Annotated in this window: 26 protein-coding genes; 9 read left to right on the top strand and 17 right to left on the bottom strand. The window is 64.8% G+C overall.

From position 1 onward, the window contains the following. The gene (locus AC1DQR_RS10580) at positions 1–723 is read right to left on the bottom strand and encodes a peptidoglycan DD-metalloendopeptidase family protein (RefSeq protein WP_477132964.1); all 723 of its coding nucleotides are present in this window, start codon (positions 721–723) and stop codon (positions 1–3) included. 211 nt (positions 724–934) lie between these two features. Here AC1DQR_RS10580 and prfB point away from each other — a divergent pair. The 4 genes from prfB to AC1DQR_RS10560 all read left to right on the top strand — a co-directional run bounded on the left by prfB (position 935) and on the right by AC1DQR_RS10560 (position 5545). Then, positions 935–2039 (top strand): peptide chain release factor 2 gene (prfB, locus tag AC1DQR_RS10575; RefSeq protein ID WP_144409746.1). Its coding sequence is split into 2 segments (ribosomal slippage): positions 935–1015 and positions 1017–2039, totalling 1104 coding nucleotides; the frame shifts between segments, so codons are not numbered across the junction. A 98-nt stretch (positions 2040–2137) separates the two neighbouring features. Then, complete coding sequence (locus AC1DQR_RS10570; RefSeq protein ID WP_416048075.1) at positions 2138–2908, top strand: SDR family oxidoreductase; 771 nt, start codon at positions 2138–2140, stop codon at positions 2906–2908. A 40-nt stretch (positions 2909–2948) separates the two neighbouring features. Next, on the top strand, positions 2949–4487 hold the full coding sequence (gene lysS, locus AC1DQR_RS10565) for a lysine--tRNA ligase (protein WP_416048074.1): 1539 nt from the start codon (positions 2949–2951) through the stop codon (positions 4485–4487). 272 nt (positions 4488–4759) lie between these two features. Further along, positions 4760–5545, top strand: coding sequence for a glycine zipper 2TM domain-containing protein (locus AC1DQR_RS10560; RefSeq protein ID WP_416048073.1), 786 nt, complete (start codon positions 4760–4762; stop codon positions 5543–5545). 60 nt (positions 5546–5605) lie between these two features. On the opposite strand, the gene iscX is transcribed toward AC1DQR_RS10560, so the two are convergent. The 11 genes from iscX to AC1DQR_RS10505 form a co-directional block, all read right to left on the bottom strand. Next, positions 5606–5800 (bottom strand): Fe-S cluster assembly protein IscX, encoded by a 195-nt coding sequence (gene iscX / locus AC1DQR_RS10555; RefSeq protein WP_006160183.1) that lies wholly within the window; start codon positions 5798–5800, stop codon positions 5606–5608. Positions 5801–5866: 66 nt separating this feature from the next. Continuing rightward, the gene (gene fdx, locus AC1DQR_RS10550; RefSeq protein WP_150983839.1) at positions 5867–6205 is read right to left on the bottom strand and encodes an ISC system 2Fe-2S type ferredoxin; all 339 of its coding nucleotides are present in this window, start codon (positions 6203–6205) and stop codon (positions 5867–5869) included. A 42-nt stretch (positions 6206–6247) separates the two neighbouring features. Continuing rightward, entirely contained in the window at positions 6248–8110 is a 1863-nt protein-coding gene (gene hscA, locus AC1DQR_RS10545) for a Fe-S protein assembly chaperone HscA (RefSeq protein ID WP_416048072.1), read from the bottom strand. A gap of 126 nt (positions 8111–8236) precedes the next feature. Next, a complete protein-coding gene (gene hscB, locus AC1DQR_RS10540) occupies positions 8237–8755 on the bottom strand; it encodes a Fe-S protein assembly co-chaperone HscB (RefSeq protein WP_416048071.1) in 519 nt (172 codons plus the stop codon). A gap of 112 nt (positions 8756–8867) precedes the next feature. Next, a complete protein-coding gene (locus AC1DQR_RS10535; protein ID WP_416048070.1) occupies positions 8868–9101 on the bottom strand; it encodes a DUF3565 domain-containing protein in 234 nt (77 codons plus the stop codon). Between the two features lie 28 nt (positions 9102–9129). Continuing rightward, positions 9130–9450 carry an iron-sulfur cluster assembly protein IscA gene (gene iscA / locus AC1DQR_RS10530; RefSeq protein ID WP_017229301.1) on the bottom strand — a complete coding sequence of 107 codons (321 nt, stop codon included), beginning with the start codon at positions 9448–9450 and terminating at the stop codon, positions 9130–9132. Between the two features lie 31 nt (positions 9451–9481). Further along, on the bottom strand, positions 9482–9883 hold the full coding sequence (gene iscU, locus AC1DQR_RS10525; protein WP_006160178.1) for a Fe-S cluster assembly scaffold IscU: 402 nt from the start codon (positions 9881–9883) through the stop codon (positions 9482–9484). Between the two features lie 62 nt (positions 9884–9945). Next, a complete protein-coding gene (locus AC1DQR_RS10520) occupies positions 9946–11169 on the bottom strand; it encodes an IscS subfamily cysteine desulfurase (protein ID WP_318230773.1) in 1224 nt (407 codons plus the stop codon). A gap of 62 nt (positions 11170–11231) precedes the next feature. Beyond that, positions 11232–11786, bottom strand: coding sequence for a Fe-S cluster assembly transcriptional regulator IscR (gene iscR, locus AC1DQR_RS10515; protein WP_174422841.1), 555 nt, complete (start codon positions 11784–11786; stop codon positions 11232–11234). Between the two features lie 80 nt (positions 11787–11866). After that, positions 11867–13957, bottom strand: a complete 2091-nt coding sequence (locus AC1DQR_RS10510; RefSeq protein WP_477132963.1) for a site-specific recombinase — start codon at positions 13955–13957, stop codon at positions 11867–11869. A 48-nt stretch (positions 13958–14005) separates the two neighbouring features. Next, positions 14006–14497, bottom strand: a complete 492-nt coding sequence (locus AC1DQR_RS10505; protein WP_416048068.1) for a low molecular weight protein-tyrosine-phosphatase — start codon at positions 14495–14497, stop codon at positions 14006–14008. 214 nt (positions 14498–14711) lie between these two features. Here AC1DQR_RS10505 and AC1DQR_RS10500 point away from each other — a divergent pair, with 214 nt between their 5' ends. After that, complete coding sequence (locus AC1DQR_RS10500; protein ID WP_416048067.1) at positions 14712–15047, top strand: hypothetical protein; 336 nt, start codon at positions 14712–14714, stop codon at positions 15045–15047. Positions 15048–15060: 13 nt separating this feature from the next. Here the strand turns inward: AC1DQR_RS10500 and AC1DQR_RS10495 are convergent, their stop codons facing one another. Next, entirely contained in the window at positions 15061–15360 is a 300-nt protein-coding gene (locus AC1DQR_RS10495; protein ID WP_150983831.1) for a putative quinol monooxygenase, read from the bottom strand. Between the two features lie 100 nt (positions 15361–15460). Further along, positions 15461–17563: an excinuclease ABC subunit UvrB gene (gene uvrB / locus AC1DQR_RS10490; RefSeq protein WP_477132962.1), complete on the bottom strand. Its 2103-nt coding sequence runs from the start codon at positions 17561–17563 to the stop codon at positions 15461–15463. A gap of 157 nt (positions 17564–17720) precedes the next feature. Here uvrB and AC1DQR_RS10485 point away from each other — a divergent pair, with 157 nt between their 5' ends. Beyond that, complete coding sequence (locus AC1DQR_RS10485) at positions 17721–18917, top strand: amino acid aminotransferase (RefSeq protein ID WP_416048065.1); 1197 nt, start codon at positions 17721–17723, stop codon at positions 18915–18917. Between the two features lie 274 nt (positions 18918–19191). Beyond that, positions 19192–20433 (top strand): polyhydroxyalkanoate depolymerase, encoded by a 1242-nt coding sequence (locus tag AC1DQR_RS10480; protein ID WP_416048064.1) that lies wholly within the window; start codon positions 19192–19194, stop codon positions 20431–20433. 82 nt (positions 20434–20515) lie between these two features. On the opposite strand, the gene AC1DQR_RS10475 is transcribed toward AC1DQR_RS10480, so the two are convergent. Next, positions 20516–21151: a TetR/AcrR family transcriptional regulator gene (locus tag AC1DQR_RS10475; RefSeq protein ID WP_043344870.1), complete on the bottom strand. Its 636-nt coding sequence runs from the start codon at positions 21149–21151 to the stop codon at positions 20516–20518. Between the two features lie 189 nt (positions 21152–21340). Here AC1DQR_RS10475 and rsxB point away from each other — a divergent pair, with 189 nt between their 5' ends. Together rsxB and nth are read left to right on the top strand one after the other, a co-directional pair. Then, positions 21341–22162, top strand: coding sequence for an electron transport complex subunit RsxB (gene rsxB / locus AC1DQR_RS10470; protein WP_416048063.1), 822 nt, complete (start codon positions 21341–21343; stop codon positions 22160–22162). Then, the gene (nth, locus tag AC1DQR_RS10465) at positions 22162–22806 is read left to right on the top strand and encodes an endonuclease III (protein ID WP_267606086.1); all 645 of its coding nucleotides are present in this window, start codon (positions 22162–22164) and stop codon (positions 22804–22806) included. Before rsxB ends, nth begins: the two co-directional genes overlap by 1 nt. A gap of 74 nt (positions 22807–22880) precedes the next feature. On the opposite strand, the gene AC1DQR_RS10460 is transcribed toward nth, so the two are convergent. Both AC1DQR_RS10460 and AC1DQR_RS10455 read right to left on the bottom strand, forming a co-directional pair. Then, positions 22881–23468 (bottom strand): malonic semialdehyde reductase, encoded by a 588-nt coding sequence (locus tag AC1DQR_RS10460; protein ID WP_043344864.1) that lies wholly within the window; start codon positions 23466–23468, stop codon positions 22881–22883. Positions 23469–23552: 84 nt separating this feature from the next. Beyond that, a complete protein-coding gene (locus AC1DQR_RS10455; RefSeq protein WP_477132961.1) occupies positions 23553–24497 on the bottom strand; it encodes a DMT family transporter in 945 nt (314 codons plus the stop codon). Between the last annotated feature and the right edge of the window lie 137 nt (positions 24498–24634).

Genomic DNA, 24634 nt, shown 5'->3' with positions numbered 1-24634 from the left:
TTAGCCGCGCGGCGGCAGCAGCCCCGCCGGATCCACCGGCTTGCCGTTGTTGCGTACCTCGAAATGCAGTTCGCTGTCGGCCGTGCCCATGCGCCCGACCTCCTGCCCGCTGGATACCTGCGCGCCCTCGCTGACCGAGGGCTTGTCCAGGTTGCCATACACCGTCAGCCAGTTGTCGTCGTGCTTGACGATCACCAGCATGCCGTAGCCGCGCAGGTCGCCGACGTGGATGGCCTTGCCGGCGGCGGCCGCGCGCACCACGCTGCCGGGCGCGGTGTTGATACGCAGGCCCTTGCTGGCAGGCGGCCCGTAGCCGGCGGTCACGCGGCCGTCGGCCGGCCATTGCAGGCGGATGCTGGTGGCGGGGGCGCGCGACGGCGCGCTGTTGTCCACCCGCGGGGTGTCCCCGACCGCCACCGGGCCGTTGCCAGCAGCCGTGCCAGCGCTGGCGCCAGCCGGCGGGCGGACCCGCAGCAGTTGCCCGACTTCGATCCGGTCCGCGCTGGGCAGCTGGTTCCAGCGCACCAGGTCGCGCACGGCGCGCTTGTGCCGCCGGGCCACGGTGTACAAGGTGTCGCCGCTCTGCACCCGGTAGTAGCCATCGGGCGCGGGTTCGCTGGCCAGGGTGCCGCAGCCGGCGGCCAGGCACGCCGCAGCGGCGGCGGCCAGCAGGCCAAGCGCGCGGCGCCGCGCGCTCGTCTTGTCGTGGTTGCTTTGCTTCATCACGTACTTATCGTCCCTCCCTGTCCTTAACTTGAAGCCTGCCTGGTGGCCGGCCCTGGGCCGCCGGCGCGTTCGAGTCTGCCATGACGCACCCGCAACTGTAGACCCTCCAGGGAGCAAACCGTTCGAATTCGCGCAACAGACGCGATCAGGGCCGGGGCAAAAGCCCCCGATCCGCTATAATTCAAGGTTTTGAAAGCGCAGGAACATCATGGAAGCAGAACGCCTCAACGCCATCTCCGGTGCCATCTCTGATCTCCGTTCGCGAACGGAAGATCTACGGGGGTATCTTTGACTACGATGTCAAAGTAGGACGACTCGACGAAGTCAACGGCGAACTCGAGGACCCCGAGGTCTGGAACAACCCCAAGCGGGCCCAGGATCTCGGCAAGGAAAAGAAAATGCTGGAGGGCGTGGTCGGCGTGCTCAGCAAGCTCACGGACGACCTTAGCGGCGCCGACGAGCTGTTCGAGCTCGCCCGCGAAGAAGGCGACGACGACACGCTGGAAGCCATCGAAACCGACGTTTCCGGCTTCGAGGCCATCGTCGCCGACATGGAATTCCGCCGCATGTTCTCCGGCGAAATGGACCAAGCCAACGCCTTTATCGACATCCAGGCCGGCGCCGGTGGTACCGAAGCCTGCGACTGGGCGTCGATGCTGCTGCGCCAGTACCTGAAGTATTGCGAGCGCAAGGGCTTCAAGGCCGAAGTGCTGGAAGAGTCGGAAGGCGACGTGGCGGGCATCAAGAGCGCCACGATCAAGGTCGAGGGCGAATACGCGTTCGGCTACCTGCGCACGGAAACCGGCGTGCACCGCCTGGTGCGCAAGTCGCCGTTCGATTCGTCGGGCGGCCGCCACACGTCGTTCTCGTCCGTCTTCGTCTACCCCGAGGTCGACGAATCGTTCGAGGTCGACGTCAATCCGGCGGACCTGCGCGTGGATACCTACCGTGCCTCCGGCGCGGGCGGCCAGCACATCAACAAGACCGATTCGGCCGTGCGGATCACGCACATCCCGACCGGCATTGTGGTGCAGTGCCAGAACGACCGCTCGCAGCACCGCAACCGCGCCGAAGCCATGTCGATGCTGAAGTCGCGCCTGTATGAGCACGAAATGCGCAAGCGCCAGGCCGAAGCCGACAAGCTGGAGTCGTCCAAGACCGATGTGGGCTGGGGCCACCAGATCCGCTCGTACGTACTGGACCAGAGCCGCATCAAGGATCTGCGCACCAACGTGGAAATGTCCAACACGCAGAAGGTGCTGGACGGCGACCTGGATCCCTTCATCGTAGCCAGCCTGAAGCAAGGGCTGTAACCACGCAGCGGCGCCACGCCGCCGCCACGCGCCCCCGGCAAGGATCGGCGTGTGGCGGCGGCAGGTGCGGCCACTCACCTGCCGGGACAATCTTGACCATGACCGCAGCATCGACCGCAGCAACGCATCTGATCATCATCACGGGCACCTCGCGCGGGCTCGGTGCCTCGCTGACGCAGGCATTGCTCAAACCGGGCAACCGCCTGGTATGCGTGTCCCGCAGCCGCAATCCCGAGCTGGAACGGGCGGCGTCCGCCAGCGGCGTCAAGGTAGCCTGGCACTTGCAAGACCTCTCCCAAGCCGGCCCGTCGGCAACCTGGCTCGGCAGCGTCCTCGATGTTGTCGAGGAAACGCTTGCCAGCGTCACGCTGATCCTGAACGCGGGCATGATCGATCCGATCGGCCCCATCGCCAACCTGCGCGAGCCGGCGCTGGTGCAGCATCTGCTGACCAACCTGGCCACGCCGATGACCATGACCGCGGCCTTCCTCTCGCACACCGAGCGCTTTGGCTGCCCGCGCAAGATCCTGGCGATATCCTCCGGCGCGGCGCGCCGCCCGGTCGAAGGCTGGAGCGCATATTGCGCCGGCAAGGCGGGCCTGGACATGTTCGTGCGCTCCATCAACGCGGAATACGCGCAGGCGCCGGCGGAACGCGCCGTGCGCGCGGTAGCGCTGGCGCCGGGCGTGGTCGATACCGGCATGCAGGCCACCATCCGCAACGCCGACTTTGCCCAGGTGCAGCGCTTCCGCGACCTCAAGGACAACGATCAGCTGGCCTCGGCCGACGACACCGCGCAGCGTATCGCTGCGTACCTGGAGCGGCCTGACTTCGGCAGCACCGAGCTCGACGACATCCGCAATACATGAACCTCGCGCGGGCCTGGCCCGAGCGACTCACCAAGACATCATGACCGAATCCAACCGCGCTCCCGCCGAGACCAACGTCCCGGCCGCAGCCGACGAAAACAAGATCATCGCGGAACGGCGCGAGAAGCTCCAGGCCCTGCGTCAGCAAGGCCCGGCCTTCCCCAACGACTTCCGCCCGACCCACCAGGCCGCCGCGCTGCACGCGCAGTACAGCGAGACCGAGCAGGCCGTGCTTGAAGCCACCCCGGTGGAAGTCGCCATCGCCGGGCGCATGATGCTCAAGCGCGTGATGGGCAAGGCCAGCTTTGCCACCGTGCAGGACGGCTCGGGCCGCATCCAGTTCTACATCAGCCGCGATGCGATTGGTGAAGACGTGTACGCCGCCTTCAAGAAGTGGGACCTGGGCGATATCGTGGCCGCCCGCGGCACGCTGATGAAGACCAAGACCGGCGAGCTGTCGGTGGCGGTGACCGAGCTGCGCCTGCTGTCCAAGAGCCTGCGCCCCCTGCCCGGCGATTACTACGGCCTGGCCGACCAGGAACAGAAATACCGCCAGCGCTATGTGGACCTGATCGTGTCGCCGGAAACGCGCGCCACCTTCCGCGCCCGCACCAACGCTATCAGCTCGCTGCGCCGGCACATGGCCAGCAACGACTTCATGGAAGTCGAAACGCCGATGCTGCACCCGATCCCGGGCGGCGCCACGGCCAAGCCGTTCATCACCCACCACAACGCGCTGGACATGCAGATGTTCCTGCGCATCGCGCCCGAGCTGTACCTGAAGCGCCTGGTGGTGGGCGGTTTCGAGCGCGTGTTCGAGATCAACCGCAACTTCCGCAACGAGGGGGTGAGCCCGCGCCACAACCCTGAGTTCACCATGATGGAGTTCTACGCGGCCTACACGGACTACCGCTGGCTGATGGACTTCACCGAGGACCTGATCCGCCAGGCCGCGATCGACGCGCGCGGCAGCGCCGTGCTGACCTACCAGGACCGCGAGCTGGACCTGTCCAAGCCGTTCCATCGCCTCACCATCACGCAGGCCATCCAGAAGTTCGCGCCGCAATATACCGACGCGCAACTGGCCGATACGGAATTCCTGCGCGCCGAGCTGAAGAAGTTCGGCATCAACACCGGCGCCCCGCAATTCCTCAACGCGGGCCTGGGCACGCTGCAACTGGTGCTGTTCGAGGAAACCGCCGAAAGCCAGCTGTGGGAGCCGACGTTCATCATCGACTACCCGGTGGAAGTCTCGCCGCTGGCGCGCGCCTCGGATACCCAGCCGGGCATCACCGAGCGCTTCGAGCTGTTCATCACCGGCCGCGAGATCGCCAACGGTTTCTCCGAGCTGAATGACGCCGAAGACCAGGCCGAGCGCTTCCGCAAGCAGGTCGACCAGAAGGATGCGGGCGACGAAGAAGCGATGTACTTCGACGCCGACTACATCCGTGCGCTGGAATACGGCATGCCCCCGACGGGCGGCTGCGGCATCGGCATCGACCGGCTGGTGATGTTGCTGACCGACAGCCCGAACATCCGCGACGTCATCTTGTTCCCGCATCTGCGCCGCGAGGACTGACGCGGCGCGGCAGCCTCGCCGGGCTGCCTCGCACAGCAAAAAGCCCTGCCAATATCTGGTGGGGCTTTTTGCTTGTAGCTGCGAGCTTGTTACAAACACAGGCCGCGAAGGCCATGCATCTTTGCAGCCAAACCTATGATTTAAAAGAAGATTTCAACCTACAGAAACTTACAAAATCAAACGGAAAATGGCGGTGAGTTGGGCCAAACTAAGTCCATCGAATCGCTAGCCATCAGTACCGCTGACCGGCTGCGTTTTGCGAGGAAAATAATATGTCGAATCCGACCTTGCACCAATCCAACGAGCCTGCCATGCCCGCTTCCCTGCCCACCCAACGCCGCCTGCATCCGCTGGTCGGCGCCGCCGCGGTAGCCGTCGTGATCGCCAGCCTGACAGCGGTCGCCGCCATGACCGGCGTGCTGCCTACCAGCAAGGCCATGCAGGGATCGCAGCAGTCCCTGACCGCGCCTGTCGCCGCCAATGGCACCGTCAACGGCACCATCAATGGCGCCGACACCGCGCAACTGCCGGCGCCGGGCAGCACCACGCGGCCGCCCGAGGCCGCGAACCTGGCGCAGGCGCCCGTCGCCCCGGCCGCACCGGCACCGGCACCCGCTGCACGCCGCGCCCAGGAGCGCAGCAGCGCCAGCCGCGATGCAGGCTATGGCCCCGCGGCCAGCCGCAATGACAACGGCGCCTATGCGGAACGCCAGCCGGCGCAAGGCAGCGCGTATGCCGGCCGCGTCGTCGCCATCACCCCGATCGAAGCACCCAAGCCGGCCACTGGCCTGGGCGCGGTGGGCGGCGCCGTCATCGGCGGCCTGCTCGGCAACCAGATCGGCAAGGGCAATGGCCGTATCCTGGGCACCGTGGCCGGTGCCGTGGGCGGCGGCTTTGCCGGCAACCAGATCGAGAAGACCGTGCGCAAGGACACCAGCTACCAGGTCCGCGTGCAGATGGACAACGGCAGCCACCGCACCTTCACGTATCAAGCCGATCCGGGCGTGCAGATCGGGGAACGTGTGCACATGCAGGATGGCCAGCTGGTCGCCGGCTGAACCGGCATCCGCAAGAGCGAAAAAAAACCGCGTTTCCGCGGTTTTTTTTCGTTCCAGCCCTTATTCCGCCTCTTCAATCCAGGCGGATTGAATCGCTTCCAGTATCTTCTCGCCCGAGCGATCGGCCACATCGGCAAAGCCGTCCAGCTCCATGACCCAGCGGTGCAGGTCGGTGAAGCGGATGGTGGTGGGATCCACGTCCGGGTACTTGTCGTACAGGGCGGCGGCGATGTCGTAGGTGTCGGTCCACTTCATGGGAATTCTCTCCGGTCAGTTCTGGTCAGCTCTGGTCAGGCGAGCAAGTCGGCGAGCGCGCCGCGCTCAATGCTCTTCCTTGGCATGGTTGATCGTGTACTTGGGGATCTGCACGGTGAGGTCGCTGTCGGCCACCAGGGCCTGGCAGGACAGGCGCGAGTTGGGCTCCAGGCCCCAGGCCTTGTCGAGCAGGTCTTCCTCTTTCTCTTCGGCCTCTTCCAGCGAGTTGAAGCCCTCGCGCACCACCACGTGGCAGGTGGTGCACGCGCAGGACTTCTCGCAGGCGTGCTCGATCTCGATGCCGTTGCTGAGCAACGCGTCGCAAATGCTGGTACCGGCTTTGGCTTCGAACACGGCCCCTTCGGGGCAGAGTTCGACGTGGGGCAATACGATGATCTGTGGCATGGAATGTCCTGGATATAGATAGGGTGCGATTGGCCTCGGGGATCAGCCCAGGTCCTGCACCTTGCGGCCGGCCAGCGCGCTCTTGATCGAGCGGTCCATCCGGCGGGCAGCGAATTCGTCGGTGCCGTGGGACAGCGCTTCCACCGCTGTCTTGATGGCGTGGTGATCTTCGCCTGCGGCAATGTCGCTAGCGGCCGTGATCAGGCGCTCCACGTCGGCACGCTCCTCGGCAGAGAGCAGGTCGCCATCGAGTTCCAGCGCGCGGCGCGTGGCTTCGATGAGGCGCGCGGCGTCCACGCGTTCCTCCGCCAGCGCACGGCTCTTCATGTCGTGCTCGGCTTCACGGAAGCTGTCCTGCAGCATGCGGGCGATCTCGTCGTCGGCCAGGCCGTAGGACGGCTTGACGGTGATGGTCGCCTCCACACCGGATTGCGTCTCGCGTGCGAAGACCGACAGCAGCCCATCGGCGTCAACCTGGTACGTCACGCGAATGCGCGCCGCGCCGGCCACCATCGGCGGGATGCCACGCAACTCGAAACGCGCCAGCGAGCGGCAATCGCTCGCCAGTTCGCGCTCGCCTTGCAGCACGTGGATGGCGATGGCCGTCTGGCCGTCCTTGAACGTGGTGAATTCCTGCGCGCGGGCGACCGGGATGGTGCTGTTGCGCGGAATGATCTTCTCGACCAGGCCACCCATGGTTTCCACGCCCAGTGACAGCGGAATCACGTCCAGCAGCAGCCACTCCTCGCCGGGCGCGCCGTTGCCGGCCAGCAGGTTGGCCTGCATGGCCGCGCCCAGGGCCACGACCTTGTCCGGGTCGAGGTTGGTCAGCGGCGGCTGGCCGAAGAAGTCTCCCACCGCCTTGCGGATGGAAGGGATGCGGGTCGCGCCGCCAACCAGCACGACGCCCTTGACCTCGTCCGCCGCGACGCCGGCATCGCGCAGCGCCTTGCGCACAGGCGACAGGGTCTTTTGCACCAGCGGCGCGGTCAACTCGACAAAGGTCGAGGCCGGCAGCGTCAGGTGCACGATCTCGCCGCTGTTCAGCACGGCATCGATCACGGTCGAATCAGCCGACGACAACGCTTCCTTGGCCGCGCGGGAGCGCACCATCAGCAGGCGCATATCCTCGGCAGACAGCGGTTGCAGGCCAGCCTGCTCGACGATCCAGCACATCAGGCGCTGGTCGAAATCGTCGCCGCCCAGGGCGGAATCGCCGCCGGTGGCCAGCACTTCGAACACGCCCCGGCTGAGCTTGAGGATGGAGATATCGAAGGTGCCGCCGCCGAGGTCGTACACCGCGTAGATGCCCTCGGAAGCGTTGTCCAGGCCATAGGCGATGGCTGCCGCGGTCGGCTCGTTGAGCAGGCGCAACACTTCAAGGCCGGCGAGCTGCGCGGCATCCTTGGTAGCCTGGCGCTGGGCGTCGTCGAAATAGGCGGGCACCGTAATCACCGCGCCGACGAGTTCGTCGCCGAGCGAATCCTCGGCGCGCTGGCGCAGCGTGGCCAGGATTTCCGCCGAGACTTCCACCGGACTCTTCACGCCAGCCACGGTCTTGATCTGCACCATCCCGGGCGCGTCGACGAAATCGTAGGGGCTGTGCTCGATATGCGCGACGTCGCGCAGGCCGCGCCCCATGAAGCGCTTGACCGAGACGATGGTGTTCTTGGGGTCGTGCACCGCCTCTTCCTGCGCGCGGTAGCCGATCTGCGTACCCTTGGGCAGGTAGCGCACGACCGAAGGCAGCAGCGCGCGGCCGCTTTCGTCGGTCAGGACTTCGGGAATGCTGTTGCGAACCGCTGCCACCAGCGAATTGGTGGTGCCAAGGTCGATGCCGACCGCGAGCCGCTTCTGGTGGGGTGCCGGCGACATGCCGGGTTCGGAGATCTGGAGCAGTGCCATGATGAATCTTCTTTATTCGTGCGGTGGCAAAAACGGCCCGTCGCACAGGCCGACTTTGCGCCGGGGCGCCATTGTGGCATGGCTGGGGCGAACTTGCCTGGCGGCGCTGGAGTCCCTCAGGGAACCCTAGCCTTCCAGGCGGTCGATCGCCTCGCTGGTGTCGTGCTCGATTTTCTCGATGAACATCAATTGCCTGGCCGCGCTGCCAGCACCCGCGTTATCGCCGGCATCGAGCAGCGCACCCAGCGCCGCGTGGCGCTCGCGCTTCTCGCCACGCAACTCACGCAGAAGCGCATCGAGGCGCGCAACATCATTCTCTTCAACCGCTTCCTGCAGGGCCTCGCGCCATTCCATCTGCTGCATCAGGAAGGCGGGCGCCATGGCAGTATTGCTCTCGGCCTGGATGTCCACGCCACGCAGCGTCAGCAGGTAGATCGCGCGCTTGAGCGGCTGGCGCAGCGTGCGGTACGCCTCGTTGGCATGCGCGGCCCATTGCATGGCCACGCGCCGCTCGGCATCGCCGGCATTGGCAAAGCGGTCCGGGTGCGCCCGCGATTGCACGGTCAGGTAGGCGGCGTCCAGCGCCGCCTCGTCGACTGCATATCCGACCGGCAGGCCGAACAGCGCGAAATAATCGTCTTTCAACACCTTCCCCAACAAAAAGGAGCGGCTGCGCCGCCCCTTTGAACTTCCTTCAGCGTGAAAGCGGCACGCTGACCGCGCGGCACAGGCCGCAGCAATGTGGCGGCTGATCCGGTCAGGCAGCGCGCTTTGCGCCGCTGCCCGCCCAATCCGCCGGCGGCTCCGCCCGATCGCATTTCAGGCAGTTCACCAGCTCGCCCATCCTGGCCGCACGCCCCTGCAGCGTCAGCGTCCACGGACGCATCTGCCAGGGCGGGTCATGGCGCATATGCTGGCCATGCCCGCAATCGAGTTCCGCCACCCAGTGGCTTTCCTCGTCCTGGTGAAAGCCGACAATGCTGCGTTTCATCGTATCCCGCGTGCTGATGCCAGCACGCTCAAACCCGGAACGACTCTCCGCAACCGCACTCATCCTTGACGTTGGGGTTGTTGAAGCGGAACCCCTCGTTCAGGCCTTCACGCGCGAAATCGAGCTCGGTGCCATCGATATACGGCAAGCTCTTGGGATCGACGATCACCTTGATGCCGTGCGACTCGAACACGCTGTCTTCCGGCAACAGGTCGTCGACGTACTCCAGCTTGTAGGCCAGGCCCGAGCAGCCGGTGGTCTTGACGCCGAGGCGCAGTCCAACGCCCTTGCCGCGGCGGTCCAGGTAGCGCGCCACATGCTTGGCGGCCTTCTCGGTAAGCGTGATCATCGCTGCTTCATCCCTTGATTGAACGCGGAACTCAGGCGGCCTTCTGCTCGGCGCCTTCGTGCTTCTTCTTGTAGTCCTCGACCGCTGCCTTGATGGCATCTTCGGCCAGGATGGAGCAGTGGATCTTCACCGGCGGCAACGCCAGTTCTTCGGCGATGTGCGTGTTCTTGATTTCCAGTGCCTGATCCACGGTCTTGCCCTTGACCCATTCGGTCACGAGCGAGGAGGACGCGATGGCCGAGCCGCAGCCATAGGTCTTGAACTTGGCGTCTTCGATCACGCCAGCTTCGTTGACCTTGATCTGCAGCTTCATGACGTCGCCGCAAGCGGGCGCGCCAACCATGCCGGTGCCCACCGCGTCGTCGTTCTTGTCGAACGAGCCAACGTTGCGGGGGTTTTCATAGTGGTCGAGAACCTTGGTGCTGTATGACATTTTGGCTACCTCTTGGCGTATCGGTATTTATGGGGTCTTGCGTGGGTCTTGGCGCTTGGTGCTTAGTGCGCGGCCCACTGGATGGAATTCAGGTCCACACCGTCCTTGAACATTTCCCACAGCGGCGACAAATCGCGCAGCTTGGCGATCTTGCTCTTGAGCAATTCCACGGTGTAATCGACTTCTTCCTCGGTGGTGAAACGGCCCACCGTGAAACGGATAGAACTGTGCGCGAGTTCGTCATTGCGGCCCAGGGCGCGCAGCACGTACGAAGGCTCCAGCGACGCCGAGGTGCAAGCCGAGCCCGACGACACCGCCACGTCCTTGATCGCCATAATCAGCGATTCGCCTTCGACGAAGTTGAAGCTGACATTGAGGTTATGCGGCACGCGTTGTTCCAGGTCGCCGTTCAGGTAGACCTCTTCCATGCCCGACAGGCCACGCCACAAGCGATCACGCAGCATGCGGATACGTTCGTTTTCCGTAGCCATTTCCTCACGGGCGATGCGGAAGGCTTCGCCCATGCCCACGATCTGATGCGTGGCCAGCGTGCCCGAACGCATGCCGCGCTCGTGACCGCCGCCGTGCATCTGCGCTTCCAGGCGCACGCGCGGCTTGCGGCGTACGTACAGCGCGCCCACGCCCTTCGGGCCGTAGGTCTTGTGTGCCGAGAACGACATCAGGTCGCACTTCAGCGTGTTCAGGTCGATCGCTACCTTGCCGGTGGCCTGGGCCGCGTCGCAATGGAAGATGATGCCCTTGGCGCGGCAGATCTCGCCGATCTGCGCCACGTCCTGGATCACCCCGATCTCGTTGTTGACCAGCATCACCGACACCAGGATCGTGTCAGGGCGGATCGCCGCCTTGAGCACTTCGATGTCGACCAGGCCATTGTCCTGCACGTCGAGGTAGGTCACCTCGAAGCCCTGGCGCTCCAGCTCACGGGTGGTGTCGAGCACAGCCTTGTGCTCGGTCTTCACCGTGATCAGGTGCTTGCCCTTGCCCGAATAGAAATTGGCCGCGCCCTTGATGGCGAGGTTGTTGGACTCGGTTGCGCCCGATGTCCACACAATCTCGCGCGGATCGGCGCCCACCAGTGCCGCCACCTGCTCACGCGCTTCTTCCACCGCGCGCTCGGCATCCCAGCCGTAGGCGTGGCTGCGCGAAGCCGGATTGCCGAACTGTTCACGCAAGTACGGAATCATCTTGTCCGCCACGCGCGGGTCTACCGGCGTGGTGGCTGAGTAATCCATGTAGATGGGGAAATGTGGGGTGCTCATCGTTATGACTGCCTTTTAGGGACCGCTATGCTTGACGTTGCTCTCTGTTCTCTTGCCGGCTGCCCGTCTTACGACTGAGCCAGGCTGAAAACCGAATTCACCACCCGCGGACGCGCGGGCTTTTCCTGCTTGTCCGCCTTGCCGATCGGCGCGGCCACGGTTTGCGCAGCCGACTCCTCACGCATGTCGTGCAACACCGCGGGACACTTGGCGCGCTGCTGATCGACCAGGTTCTTCAGGGAGACGGAATCGAGATACTCGACCATTTTCTGGTTCAGCGTGGCCCACAGTTCGTGGGTCATGCAGCGACCGGTTCCCTCATCTCCGTTACAATTGCCCTTTCCGCCGCATTGCGTGGCGTCGAGCGGCTCATCGACCGCGATGATGATGTCGGCCACCGTCACGTCTTCCGCCTTGCGGGCAAGACTGTAGCCGCCGCCCGGGCCGCGCACGCTTTCCACGATCTCGTGGCGGCGCAGCTTACCGAACAGCTGCTCGAGGTAAGAGAGGGATATTTTCTGGCGCTGGCTGATGCCCGCTAGCGTAACGGGGCCCTGATCCTGGCGCATGGCCAAGTCAATCATGGCGGTTACCGCGAAGCGGCCTTTGGTCGTCAGTCTCATGATGCTGGGGAGTACTTGATCATTTTGGTCAAGTATAAAAGAAGTCGACTAATTCAGTCAAGTACCCCTGCCGCATCGCATCAAACCTGCCCCTGCTCCGCCGAGGCCGCGCCAACGGGCGCGCGCGGCGGCACAATCAGTGACCAGGGGTGTTTCAGAATGCGCCGCCGCACGGCTGAACTCAGCGCCCGGCGATCCACCCGGCGCAGGCTGCGCGAGCGCAACGCCATATTGAAAGCCAGCGCGAAGCTCACCGCGACGTTCAGCAGCCCCATCAGCGCAATGCCCGCCACCGCCAGCCAGAACGACGGCATCTTCAGCACGGCAAAGCCCAGCACGCCGATCGCGGTGCCCACCGAGCCGGTCGACAATGTGACGTGCCGCACTTCCATGTGGGGGCCGAAGAAGCTGAGGATCTCCGGCCCCAGCCCGAGCAGCAGCCCCAGCGACACATTGGCAGCGATCCCCGACATATTGCGTTTCCAGAAGTCCGCCATCCGCGTGGCGCCCTGCGCGCCCAGCACATAGCGCAGGCGGCGGTTGTACGCCATCACGTCATGCACCTTGTGCAGCGCGAACCAGTTGTCGGCCCAGCCCGCCACGAGGCTGGACAGCCACAAGAGTACCCCCGTGAAGATCGCGTAGATCGGCGTGGGGCCAAGAATGGAAAACGACTCGATGGTGGCGATCGCCTTGGCGGGTGTGATCAGGTTGGCACCCAGGATGCGGTTGGCGAGCCACTGGATGCCCATCGCCACCGGGAACACCACCGCCAGGTTGCCGAAAATCGCTGCGGCGTTTGAACGGATCATGGCGATGGTGTCGTCAACGAAGATCTCCCGCCCCTCCGGCCTGCCGACCGCATCGAGCCGGTGCGCCAGCGCCGGGCCGGTCATCGCTGGCTGCTTGGTGGCCAGCGTGAAATGCGCGAAGTGGATCACCAGGAAGCTGCCCGCATAGTTGAGCGAGGCCAGCAGGCCCTCGATGAACTTGTCCAGGTGCAGCCCATAGATCAGGAACTTGAGATAGACCGTGCCGACGGTGATCAAGCCACCACCGGCAGCGGCCTGCATCAGCTCGCGATACTCGCGGCGATCGCGCGTAATGTAGTGCTCGCCGGTCTCGGCCGAGCGCTCAACCACCTTGCGCGCCAATTGCGAAAACGAGGTGCCCGCCAGGTGCCCGATGCTACGCCGCGCCTGGGTGGAGCGGATCAGTGCCGCGATCAGGTGGGCGTGCCGGCCGCGCCGCTGTGGCTCGACCCAGGTAGCCAGCAACAGCTCGATGCGCGCGAGCCGGACCTTCATGCGCTCGATCTGGAACACCACCTCCACCGAGACGCCGTTCTCCTCCAGGTCGTCGTACACACGCTGAGCCGCCTGGTGGCAGCCATCGAGCAACGCGCGGAAATAGTTGAGCCGGTGCGCAAAAGCCTCGCCGCCACGCGGCGCCTCCTCCTCTTCGCACAAGGCTTGCACGGCGCTGTCCAGCCGGAAAAACGGCGTGTCCTGCACCTTGCCCTTGAGGCGCGAGCGAATCGCCTGGCTCAGGCCGGTAGCACGCACCTGGCTGACCAGCACCTGGATGCTGGTGGCCAGCGTGCCGTCGAAACGATCCCATTCGGGCGGCGCGGCAGCATCGCCCGGCACTTGCGGGTCATCGGTGCGCAGCACGGCGGCCAGCCGCTCGAGCAGGTCGCCATCGAGCGCCTCGACCCAGTCGGCATCGTTGTCATCGATAAACAGCAGCGCGAACAGGCCTGCCATATCGCTGCGGTTGGGCGGAGGGGGCAGGAACCGCGCCTGCAGCCGGTTCAGCACCTCGCTCCAGAAGCCCGGGTGGGAAGCCACGCCGGTGTCGCACAGCAAAGTGACCGGATCGTTATCGCGCACGATGGAACGCGCCATGCGGGCAAAGCGCCCCGCCACTTCCGGATTGCGGCCAAGCACCTGCAGCAGGTAGCGCAGCCGCACGTGCTCCCGGCGGCTCTTGTCGGCCGCCACGCCTTCGGCGCCTGGCAGCCCGTCGCGCCGGATCCAGTAGCCCAGCTCGATCAGCCAGCCGTTACGGTCCGCCAGCGGCGCCTCCGGGTCCGCTGCCGCCAGGATTGCGTCGAGTTGCAGGCTGGCATTGCGCGACTCGCGCCATTTGCGGAACAGGGAACGAAACATGAATTCTCGTGAAAGTAATGGAAAGGCTGCAAGGGCGGGCGAGCGCGATCAGGTGGCGCCGCCAAGCCCCTTGGCTCGCAGCATGGCGATCACGCCATCGCAGGCGTCCTCGACATAGTCAAGCACGCGCTCGAAGCCATCACCCTCGCCGTAATAGGGATCCGGCACTTCGTCCGCGGCGTGCCGGCTGGCGAAATGCATCAGCAGGTGCAGCTTGTCCTGGCTGCCAGGCGGGCAGATGGCGCGCAGCGCCGCGAGGTTGTCCTGGTCCATGGCCAGCAGCAGGTCAAAACGGGCGAAATCCTGCACCACGGCCTGGCGCGCGCGTTGCGCGGAGAGGTCATAGCCACGAGCCAGCGCATGACGCTGGGAGCGCGCATCTGGCGCGCGCCCAATGTGATAGCCATGCGTGCCGGCGGAATCCAGCTCGACCAGATCTGCCAGGCCGACCGCATCCAGCTTGGCGCGCAGCACGCCCTCCGCGGTCGGAGAACGGCAAATATTGCCCATGCAACACATCAGAATGGCGTATTTCTTCATAGGGGTGTGGCGCTATCCAGCGCCGAAAGCAAGACGACAAAACGCGGCACGCGCGATGGCCTTGCAGCCAGCGCACCGGGCGCGGCTGCCACAACGAAGCCGGATTCTACAGCCCTGCCCGCAGGTCGGCGCTCACGCGAGCGGCCAGCACGCCGGTTGAAGCCGCCTGGCAAAAAAAATGCCGCAAAGGTGCCGCCCACCGCATAATCGCGCGGTGAACCTCCGCCTCAGCCCACTCCTCCTGGCACCTCTTCTGCTTTGCGCAAACCTGGCCGACGCCGCCGAACCGTCCGCGGACGCCGCCTCCGGCGCAGGCTGCGAAAGCCTGCTCACAGTGGTCCGGCATAGCCTGGAGAAAGAAATCGGTGCCACCTGCCCTGCCTCAGCCCCTGCCGCGACACCGGCGCCGGCCAACGCATGCGCCGCGCAGCGCGAACCGCTGCGCGCCATCGTGGACTTCATCAGCGAGCGCGAGGCCGCCAGCGCCGACCAGTGCGGCACCCTGCTGGAAGTCAACAAGCGTTTGCGCTCGCTGCCCCCGAAGGGCTAGCAGGCAAATCGGCTCAGGGCAGCTTGGCCGCCAGCACATCCAGCTTTTCGATAGAAGGCGGCTTGGCGAACAGGTCGGGCGCCTTGGCCATCAGGGCCTCGGCCACCTTGCCGGAGAGATGGGCGTTGCGCCCCGCCTCATCGGGAAACGCATCGAAAATGCCGAACATGGATGGCCCGAGCCGCAGCGCAAACCATGCCGTGGTGCCGGCTTCGGCCTGCACCAGCGGCAAGCCGGCGAGCAGGAATTCCTCGACTTCCTTTTCCTTGCCGGGCTTCGCATGCAGCGGAACCCACAGAGCGAACTTGACCATGGACCATCTCCTCACCACTGTCCGGGATTCCAACTATAGGCGGTAGCCAAGCCGCGCGCCCGCATCCCGCAGGCGTGTGGGCGAGGCAGGGCCCACACCCTCAGGACGCGGCAGCGGCAGCCGGCGGCAGGTGCTCCCCATCGCCGCTGGCGCCAAAGATCTGGCGCTTGAGCTTGGCCAACTGATCGCGCACCTGCCCGGCCTTCTCGAACTCGAGATTCTTGGCGTGCTCGAACATCTGCTTCTCCAGCCGCTTGATCTCCTTCGCAACCTGCTTCTCGCTCATGTCCTCGTACTTGGCGCGCTCTTCCGCGGCCAGCAGCTCGGCCTTGACCTCGCCCGGGTCGTAGACCCCGTCGATGATGTCCTTGATGCGCTTGACCACGCCGCGCGGCACGATGCCATTGGCTTCATTGAACGCGATCTGCTTGGCGCGGCGGCGCTCCGTCTCACCGATCGCCCGCTTCATCGAATCGGTCATCCGGTCCGCGTACAGGATGGCGGTGCCGTTGACGTTACGGGCCGCGCGGCCGATGGTCTGGATCAGCGAACGCTCGGCGCGCAGGAAGCCTTCCTTGTCAGCGTCGAGAATCGCCACCAGCGAGACTTCCGGAATATCCAGGCCCTCGCGCAGCAGGTTGATGCCGACCAGCACGTCGAAGGTACCCAGGCGGAGGTCGCGAATGATCTCCACGCGCTCCACCGTATCGATGTCCGAGTGCAGGTAACGCACCTTGACGCCGTTCTCTGTCAGGAACTCCGTGAGCTGCTCGGACATGCGCTTGGTCAGCGTGGTCACCAGCACGCGCTCACCGACGGAGACCTTCTGGTGGATCTCTGACAGCAAGTCGTCGACCTGCGTGGTCGCGGGACGCACGTGGATGATCGGATCGACCAGGCCGGTGGGCCGCACCACCTGCTCCACCACCTGGCCCGCATGCTCGTTCTCGTAATTGGACGGCGTGGCGGAGACAAACATCACCTGCCGCATCTTGCCCTCGAACTCCGAGAACTTGAGGGGGCGGTTGTCCAGAGCGGACGGCAGCCGGAAGCCATAGTCGACCAAGGTCGTCTTGCGCGCCTTGTCGCCGTTGTACATGCCGTTGAACTGACCCATCAGCACGTGCGACTCGTCCAGGAACATCAACGCGTCCTGCGGCAGGTAGTCGACCAGCGTTGGCGGCGGATCGCCCGGCTTGGCGCCCGACAGGTGGCGTGAGTAATTCTCGATGCCCTTGCAGAACCCGAGCTCGGAGAGCATTTCCAGGTCGAAGCGGGAGCGCTGCTCCAGCCGCTGCGCCTCCACCAGCTTGTTCTCCTTATAGAAGAAGTCCAGGCGCTCGCGCAGCTCTACCTTGATGTCCTCGATCGCCCGCAGCACGGTCTCGCGCGGGGTCACGTAGTGGCTCGACGGATAGACCGTGAAGCGCGGGATCTTCTGCCGCACCCGCCCGGTGAGCGGGTCGAAGAACTGCAGCGAATCGATCTCGTCGTCGAACATGTCGACGCGCACCGCCAGCTCGGCATGCTCGGCGGGGAAGATATCCAGTGTATCGCCGCGCACGCGGAAGGTGCCGCGCTGGAAATCGGTCTCGTTGCGGGTGTACTGCATGGCGATCAGGCGCGCGATCACGTCGCGCTGGCCGATCTTGTCGCCAGTGCGCAGTGTCAGGATCATCTTGTGATACTCGGACGGGTTGCCGATACCGTAGATGGCCGAGACGCTGGCCACGATGATGGTGTCGCGCCGCTCCAGCAGGCTCTTGGTGGCCGACAGCCGCATCTGCTCGATATGCTCGTTGATCGAGGAATCCTTCTCGATGAACAGGTCGCGCTGCGGCACGTAGGCTTCGGGCTGGTAGTAGTCGTAATAGCTGACGAAGTACTCCACGGCATTGCGCGGGAAGAACTCACGGAACTCGGAATACAGCTGCGCGGCCAGCGTCTTGTTGGGCGCGAACACGATGGCCGGACGGCCCATGCGGGCAATCACGTTGGCCATGGTGAAGGTCTTGCCCGAACCGGTCACCCCCAGCAGGGTCTGGTAGGACAGGCCGTCCTCCACACCCTCGACCAGCTGGCGGATCGCCTCGGGCTGATCGCCCGCCGGCAGATAGGGCTGGTAAAGCTGGAACGGCGAGCCGGGAAAGGTCGCGAACTTCTCTTCATCCAGCGCGGGCGCGACTTCAACGAGATTCGACATAAGCTGGTAGGGGAAAACCTCAGGAAAACGGGCAGATACGCTAGAATCTTGGGGTTGGCGGCCAGGTATCAAGATGGGGGTCGCCCGCACTCCCGAGCGCAGTCCGGAGCATTCTACGCCTTCCCGTTTTGTTACATAGCTGACCACGAGATCCCAAATGAGTTTGTTTTCTGCCGTCGAGATGGCCCCGCGCGACCCGATCCTGGGCCTGAATGAAGCCTTCAATGCCGATACCCGTGCCACCAAGGTCAATCTGGGTGTTGGCGTGTACTTCACCGACGAAGGGAAAATCCCTCTGCTGCGCGCCGTGCAGGAAGCCGAGAAGGCCCGCCTGACCACCGCCACCCCGCGTGGCTACCTGCCGATCGAAGGCATCGCCGCCTATGACCAGGCCGTGCAGACCCTGCTGTTCGGCAAGGAATCGCCGCTGATCACCGAAGGCCGTGTTGTGACCGCCCAGGCACTCGGCGGCACCGGCGCGCTGAAGATCGGCGCCGACTTCCTCAAGCGCCTGTACCCGGACGCCAAGGTCGCCATCAGCGACCCGAGCTGGGAAAACCACCGTGCCCTGTTCGAGGCAGCCGGTTTCCCCGTGATCAACTACGCCTACTACGATGCTGCCAGCCACGGCCTGAATTTCGCCGGCATGGTGGAGTCGCTCAAGTCGTACGCCGCCAACACCATCGTGGTGCTGCACGCTTGCTGCCACAACCCGACCGGCGTTGACCTGTCGGCCGAGCAGTGGGAGCAAGTCGTGGAACTGATCAAGGAACGCAACCTGATCCCGTTCCTCGACATGGCCTACCAGGGCTTCGCGGAAGGCATCGAGCCGGACGGCGCCGCCGTGCGCCTGTTCGCCGAATCCGGCCTGCCGTTCTTCGTGTCGAGCTCGTTCTCGAAGAGCTTCTCGCTGTACGGCGAGCGCGTGGGCGCGCTGTCGATCGTCACCACGGGCAAGGAAGAAGCCCAGCGCGTGATGTCGCAGGTCAAACGCGTCATCCGCACCAACTACTCCAACCCGCCGACCCACGGCGGCACCGTGGTCGCCACCGTGCTGAACAGCCCGGAGCTGCGCGCCATGTGGGAGCAGGAACTGGGCGAGATGCGCGACCGTATCAAGCTGATGCGCCATGCGCTGGTGGACAAGCTGGCCGCCAAGGGCGTGCCGGGCGACTTCTCCTTCGTCAAGTCCCAGCGCGGCATGTTCTCGTACTCGGGCCTGAACTCGGCCCAGGTCGACGTGCTGCGCAACGAGCACGGCATCTACGCCGTGGGCACCGGCCGCATCTGCGTGGCCGCGCTGAACAGCCGCAACATTGACGCGGTGGTCAACGCCATCGCCGCCGTGCTGTAACGCAAAATACGTAAAAGTGCACAAAAAGGCGACTTCGGTCGCCTTTTTAGTATCTCATGACAATTTTTCACGTTCTTTTGCATTTGTCATCGAGAAGTACAGTGTTTGTCCTATTGTCTTTTTCCGATGCGAGCGTACCTTAGGGTATATGCTGCATCGCACGATCGTTCGATTACGCGCATAATCGGTAACACATTAGCAACTGTGTTTGTTGTATTTGTATTGTCCAGGCGTTGAATTCCAGCTTCGCCCCCAGCCTGATAGGGACCACGTCATGCTTTACCAGCTGCATGAATTCCAGCGCTCGATGCTGCACCCGCTTACCGCATGGGCGCAGGCTACGGCCAAGACCTTTACCAATCCCCTGAGCCCGATGTCCCTGGTGCCCGGCGCCACGCGACTGGCTGCCGGCTACGAGTTGCTGTACCGACTCGGCAAGGAATACGAAAAACCCGAATTCGATATCAAATCGGTGCGCTCCAACGGCCGGGACATCCCGATCGTCGAACAGACGATCATCGAAAAGCCCTTCTGCAAGCTGGTGCGCTTCAAGCGCTATGCCGACGATCCGGAGACCATCAAGCTGCTCAAGGATGAGCCGGTGGTGCTGGTGTGCGCCCCCCTGTCGGGCCACCATGCCACGCTGCTGCGCGATACCGTGAAGACCTTGCTGCAGGACCACAAGGTCTATGTGACCGACTGGATCGATGCCCGCATGGTCCCAATCGAGAACGGCCGTTTCCGCCTGGCGGACTACATCCACTACATCCAGGACTTCATCCGCCATATCGGCGCTGAGAACCTGCACGTGATCTCCGTGTGCCAGCCTACGGTCCCGGTGCTCGCGGCCATCTCCCTGCTGGCATCGGCCGGCGAGAAGACGCCAAAGACCATGACCATGATGGGCGGCCCGATCGACGCACGGCGCAGCCCGACGGCCGTGAATTCGCTCGCGACCAACAAGTCGTTCGAGTGGTTCGAGAACAATGTGATCTATACGGTGCCGGCGAACTACCCGGGCCATGGCCGCAAGGTGTATCCGGGCTTCCTGCAGCACGCCGGGTTCGTAGCGATGAACCCCGACCGCCACCTGTCCTCGCACTACGATTACTACCTGAACCTGGTCGAGGGCGATGCCGACGACGCGGAAGCCCACGTGCGCTTCTACGACGAGTACAACGCCGTGCTCGACATGGACGCCGAGTACTACCTCGACACCATCCGCGAAGTGTTTCAGGAATTCCGGCTTGCCAACGGCACCTGGGAGATCGATGGCCAGCCGGTGCGCCCGCAGGACATCAAGGGCACCGCGCTACTGACGATCGAGGGCGAGTTGGACGACATCTCGGGCGCCGGCCAGACCGCCGCCGCGCATGAGCTCTGCGCGGGCATTCCCAAAGCGCGCAAGCAACACATCACGGCAGCCAAGTGCGGCCACTACGGGATCTTCTCCGGCCGCCGCTGGCGCCAGGAGATTTACCCGGAGCTGCGCGATTTCGTGCTCAAGCATCGTTGAGCCACGGCGCTTAAGCTGCACGCCGCACCCATAAAAAACGCCCGCAAGCTGCGGGCGTTTTTTTATGGGGCTGCAAGCTGCCTTAGCGGCGCTCCAGGTAAGCCAGCAGCATATCGGTGTGCAACTCGGCAAAACGCTCGTGCTCATCCTGCGCCGCCACGTCGCGCCCGATCACCGCGCTGATGGTGTAACGGTTGGACAGCACGTAGTAGCCAAGCGCGGAGATCGTAAGATATAGCTGCGAGACATCGACGTTGTCGCGGAACACCCCCTGCCGCTGGCCCCGCTTGACGATATCCGCGAGCACGTTAACCACCGGGTTGATCAACTGGTGCAGCTGGGTGGACTTCTTCAGGTGGCGCGCCTCGTGCAGGTTCTCGCTGTTGACCAGCCGGATGAACTCGGGATTGCGGTAGTACCAGTCCCAGACAAAGCGAGCCAGCGTGCGGACCGCCGCAACGGGATCCTCCTCGACGATGTGCAACTGCTCCTCGGCAGCGCGAAACTCCGCATATTGTTTTTCAAGGACGGCCAGGAACAGGCCTTCCTTGCTGCCATAGTAGTAATACAGCATGCGCTCGTTGGTCTCGGCGCGGCGCGCGATCTGGTCGACGCGTGCCCCTGCCAGGCCGCCCTTGGCAAATTCTTCGGTGGCCGCATCAAGGATGCGGCGGCGTGTTCCCTCGGGGTCCCGCTTGGTTCTGGTTTCGTTTCGCATGCGACGGCTGGTGAATCGTTGCGCGGATTATGGCACAGGGCAACTTGCGCGCAGTGGCCCGGCAAAGGGCGCATCATCGCGCGTTTCTGCACTGCGGCGAAATCGGGGATAATCCCTGCCGCGTGCCCGTTCCGGCCAGGAAAAAAGAGAACGGCATCCGCGCCGTACCCGCAAACCCCAAAAGCTGTCGTGACCGCCATTTCCCAGACCCTCGCCGATCGCCTCGAAGCCCTGCTGCCGCAGACCCAATGCACCAAGTGCGGCTTCGACGGCTGCCGTCCCTATGCCGAAGCCATGGCAACGGGCGAAGCAGCCGGCAATCGCTGCCCGCCGGGCGGGGAAGAGGGCATCCGCCGCCTGTCGGCGCTGCTCGGCACGCCGCCGCAGCCGCTGGACCCGGAGCGGGGCGTGGAGCAGGCCCGCGCGGTGGCAGTGATCGACGAAGCGCTGTGCATCGGCTGCACGCTGTGCATCCAGGCTTGCCCGGTCGACGCCATCGTTGGCGCGCCCAAGCAGATGCATACCGTGCTGGCGGACTGGTGCACCGGTTGCGACCTCTGCGTGGCACCCTGCCCCGTCGACTGCATTGCCATGGTTCCCGTCACCGCGCAGCGCACCGGCTGGGCCGCCTGGTCGCAGGCGCAAGCGGACGAGGCCCACGCGCGCTACCTCGCCCGCCGCTCGCGGCTCGTGCGCGAGCGCGAGGAGAACGATGCGCGCTTGGCGGCCAAGGCCGCCGCCAAACTGCAGGCGCTGCAAGCCGAAGCCCCGCAAAGTGAAGAGGAACAGGCGGCGCGGGCACGCAAGCAGGCCATCATCCAGGCCGCCATCGAGCGGGCGCGCCTGAAGCAACAAGCGGTGCCGCCGCGCAATACCGAGAACGTCTCCCCTGCCGTGCAGGCACAGATCGACGCCGCCGAGGCCCGCCGCGCCAGGGCCGGCCTCACCGCCACACCGGGCCAGGCCGATCCGGATGCCGTGCCCGGCTCCAACCCAGCCCCCAAGGACTAATGAACGCTGCCAAGTGCCGCGCCTTGTTCGAGACACTGCGCGAAGTCAACCCGACCCCGGTCACCGAGCTGGAATACAGCTCGCCGTTCGAGCTGCTGATTGCCGTGCTGCTGTCCGCGCAGGCCACTGACGTGGGCGTGAACAAGGCCACGCGCAAGCTCTACCCCGTGGCGCACAGCCCGGAGCAGATGCTGGCGCTGGGCGAGGACGGGCTGATTGAGTACATCAAGACCATCGGCCTGTACAAGACCAAGGCCAAGCATGTCATAGCAACCTGTCGCATCCTGGTCGAGCAGCACGGCGGCCAGGTGCCGCGCGACCGGGCCGCGCTGGAGGCTCTGCCGGGCGTGGGCCGCAAGACGGCCAACGTGGTACTGAATACCGCGTTCGGCGAGGCCACCATTGCCGTCGACACGCACATCTTCCGGGTAGCCAACCGCACCGGCCTGGCGCCCGGCAAGAACGTGCAAGTGGTGGAGCAGAAGCTGCTCAAGACCGTGCCGCAAGAATTCATGCACGATGCGCACCACTGGCTGATCCTGCATGGGCGCTATGTCTGCAAGGCGCGCAAGCCCGAGTGCTGGCACTGCGCGATCGAGCCGCTGTGCGAATACCGCGAGAAGACCGAGGCGCCACGCATCTGAGCGCAGGCGCAACGGACAGGCAAAAAAAAAGACCCGCGCGAGGCGGGTCTTTACCTATCTGGCAGCGCTTGCGCTCAGACGATGCGGCAGGCTTCGTCGAACGACAGGCGCGGGCTGCGCGGGAACAGTTTGTCGGCCTCGCCATAGCCCAGGTTCACGAGGAAATTGACCGACCACTTGCCATCGGCGAAGAAGGCGGCATTCACCTTGCCAGCATCGAAACCGGCCATCGGGCCGCAATCCAGGCCGAGGGCGCGCGCGGCCAGGATGAAATAGCCACCTTGCAGCGAGCTGTTCATCAGCGCGTCGCGGGCGATCTTTTCCGGCTGGCCGGCGTACCACGAACGCGCATCGGCGTGCGGGAACAGCTTGGGCAGCTGATCGTGGAAGGCGTTGTCGAATGCGACGATGGCGGTAACCGGTGCCGAACGGGTCTTCTCGACGTTGCCTGCGGACACGCACTCGACCAGGCGAGCCTTTTCCGCCGCGCTCTTGACGAACACGATGCGGGCCGGCGAACCGTTGGCAGCCGTCGGGCCAAACTTCATCGCGTCATAGATCTGGTGAAGCACGGCATCGTCCACTTGGCGGTCTTGCCACACGTTGTGCGTACGCGCTTCGGTGAACAGCTGGGCGATTGCAACCTGGTCGATCGGTTTCATGCGGTCGGTTCCTGAACAAAAAGTGAGAACCGGATTGTATCTAAGACGCCGCCCCTCGCCACGCAAGCGATTTGAGCAAGGGGTTCAATTCTGTTGCACATCCTGCGCGCCGGAACCCTTGCTGGTGAGCCAAAGCACGCCCGCCAGGATCAAGCCGCCGCCCAGCGCCTGCGTCATCCCGACATGCTCCCCGAGCAAAAGCGCCGCCAACACCACAGTCACCACCGGTTCCAGGGTGGACAACATCGAAGCCCGCGCCGCGCCGAGCCGTTGCAAGCCGGCAAAAAAGGCCAGGATCGCCAGTACCGTGGACAGCAGCGCGATCGCCAGCAGCGCCAGCCAGCCTGCGGCGCTCTGCGGGAATTGCGGCGGCACGCCAGCGCCCGCGCGCAACACCCCCGCCACGACATAGACCACTGCGGCCGCACTGCACACCACGGTGGTAGTGGCCAGAGGATTGACGCCCGCCGTCACGCGCGCGCCCACGATGATGTAGACCGAGTAGATCGCGGCCGAGGCCAGGCCAAGCCCGATGCCCAGCGCCGAGCCCTGGCCACCCCCCACCGTTAGCCCCGCCCCCACCGAGCACAGCACGAGCGCGATCACGGATGCGGTGCCGAGCCGTTCCTTGAGGAAAACGGCGGCGAGGATGGCGACAAAGAGCGGATACAGGTAAAGCAGCAAGGCCACCAGGCTGGCCTGGGCATGATTGAGCGCGGTGAAAAAGCAGAAGGACTGGCCAACATAGCCGATACCGCCCATGGCAGCCAGCGCCAGCACCTTGCGCCAGCCCGGCAGGCTGACGCCGCGCAGGCGCATCGCCAGCGCCAGCGCGCCCGCGGCCAGCACGAAACGCACCGCCAGCAGGCCGTATACATCGGTGCCCGCGTCGTAAGCAAAGCGCGCGAAGATCGCCATGGCGCCAAAGGCGCTGGCCGACAAGGCGATCAGCAACACGCCCGCGAGCTGCTCGCGGGCATGGCGCAGGGGCTGCCGGACACGGGAGGCGGAGGAACGGGGAGCGGACATGGCGGCGTGCTGGCAGGAAATGGACCCGGCGACGCCGGGCAACGCCGCATTCTAGTGGCTGGCAAGCCAATTCGGTCAGCGTGAGGGAGGCCGGTTTGCGCTGCGCTGCAGCAGTGGAAGAGCTCGTTTACAATAGC

The sequence above is a fragment of the Cupriavidus sp. 05L411 genome (genome assembly GCF_056398045.1).
This window is presented reverse-complemented; position numbering and strand designations above follow the sequence as displayed.

Coding starts and splice junctions, on each gene's coding strand:
- iscA (WP_017229301.1), bottom strand. CDS start 9,450: ATGATCACGCTTACCGAGAAGGCCGCCAAGCATGTGGCGCGCTACCTG.
- iscR (WP_174422841.1), bottom strand. CDS start 11,786: ATGAGACTGACGACCAAAGGCCGCTTCGCGGTAACCGCCATGATTGAC.
- fdx (WP_150983839.1), bottom strand. CDS start 6,205: ATGCCACAGATCATCGTATTGCCCCACGTCGAACTCTGCCCCGAAGGG.
- uvrB (WP_477132962.1), bottom strand. CDS start 17,563: ATGTCGAATCTCGTTGAAGTCGCGCCCGCGCTGGATGAAGAGAAGTTC.
- AC1DQR_RS10475 (WP_043344870.1), bottom strand. CDS start 21,151: ATGCGAAACGAAACCAGAACCAAGCGGGACCCCGAGGGAACACGCCGC.
- AC1DQR_RS10560 (WP_416048073.1), top strand. CDS start 4,760: ATGTCGAATCCGACCTTGCACCAATCCAACGAGCCTGCCATGCCCGCT.
- hscA (WP_416048072.1), bottom strand. CDS start 8,110: ATGGCACTGCTCCAGATCTCCGAACCCGGCATGTCGCCGGCACCCCAC.
- AC1DQR_RS10460 (WP_043344864.1), bottom strand. CDS start 23,468: ATGAAACCGATCGACCAGGTTGCAATCGCCCAGCTGTTCACCGAAGCG.
- AC1DQR_RS10510 (WP_477132963.1), bottom strand. CDS start 13,957: ATGTTTCGTTCCCTGTTCCGCAAATGGCGCGAGTCGCGCAATGCCAGC.
- AC1DQR_RS10505 (WP_416048068.1), bottom strand. CDS start 14,497: ATGAAGAAATACGCCATTCTGATGTGTTGCATGGGCAATATTTGCCGT.
- AC1DQR_RS10480 (WP_416048064.1), top strand. CDS start 19,192: ATGCTTTACCAGCTGCATGAATTCCAGCGCTCGATGCTGCACCCGCTT.
- AC1DQR_RS10580 (WP_477132964.1), bottom strand. CDS start 723: ATGAAGCAAAGCAACCACGACAAGACGAGCGCGCGGCGCCGCGCGCTT.
- AC1DQR_RS10485 (WP_416048065.1), top strand. CDS start 17,721: ATGAGTTTGTTTTCTGCCGTCGAGATGGCCCCGCGCGACCCGATCCTG.
- AC1DQR_RS10495 (WP_150983831.1), bottom strand. CDS start 15,360: ATGGTCAAGTTCGCTCTGTGGGTTCCGCTGCATGCGAAGCCCGGCAAG.
- lysS (WP_416048074.1), top strand. CDS start 2,949: ATGACCGAATCCAACCGCGCTCCCGCCGAGACCAACGTCCCGGCCGCA.
- AC1DQR_RS10455 (WP_477132961.1), bottom strand. CDS start 24,497: ATGTCCGCTCCCCGTTCCTCCGCCTCCCGTGTCCGGCAGCCCCTGCGC.
- AC1DQR_RS10535 (WP_416048070.1), bottom strand. CDS start 9,101: ATGAAACGCAGCATTGTCGGCTTTCACCAGGACGAGGAAAGCCACTGG.
- iscU (WP_006160178.1), bottom strand. CDS start 9,883: ATGTCATACAGCACCAAGGTTCTCGACCACTATGAAAACCCCCGCAAC.
- nth (WP_267606086.1), top strand. CDS start 22,162: ATGAACGCTGCCAAGTGCCGCGCCTTGTTCGAGACACTGCGCGAAGTC.
- AC1DQR_RS10570 (WP_416048075.1), top strand. CDS start 2,138: ATGACCGCAGCATCGACCGCAGCAACGCATCTGATCATCATCACGGGC.
- iscX (WP_006160183.1), bottom strand. CDS start 5,800: ATGAAGTGGACCGACACCTACGACATCGCCGCCGCCCTGTACGACAAG.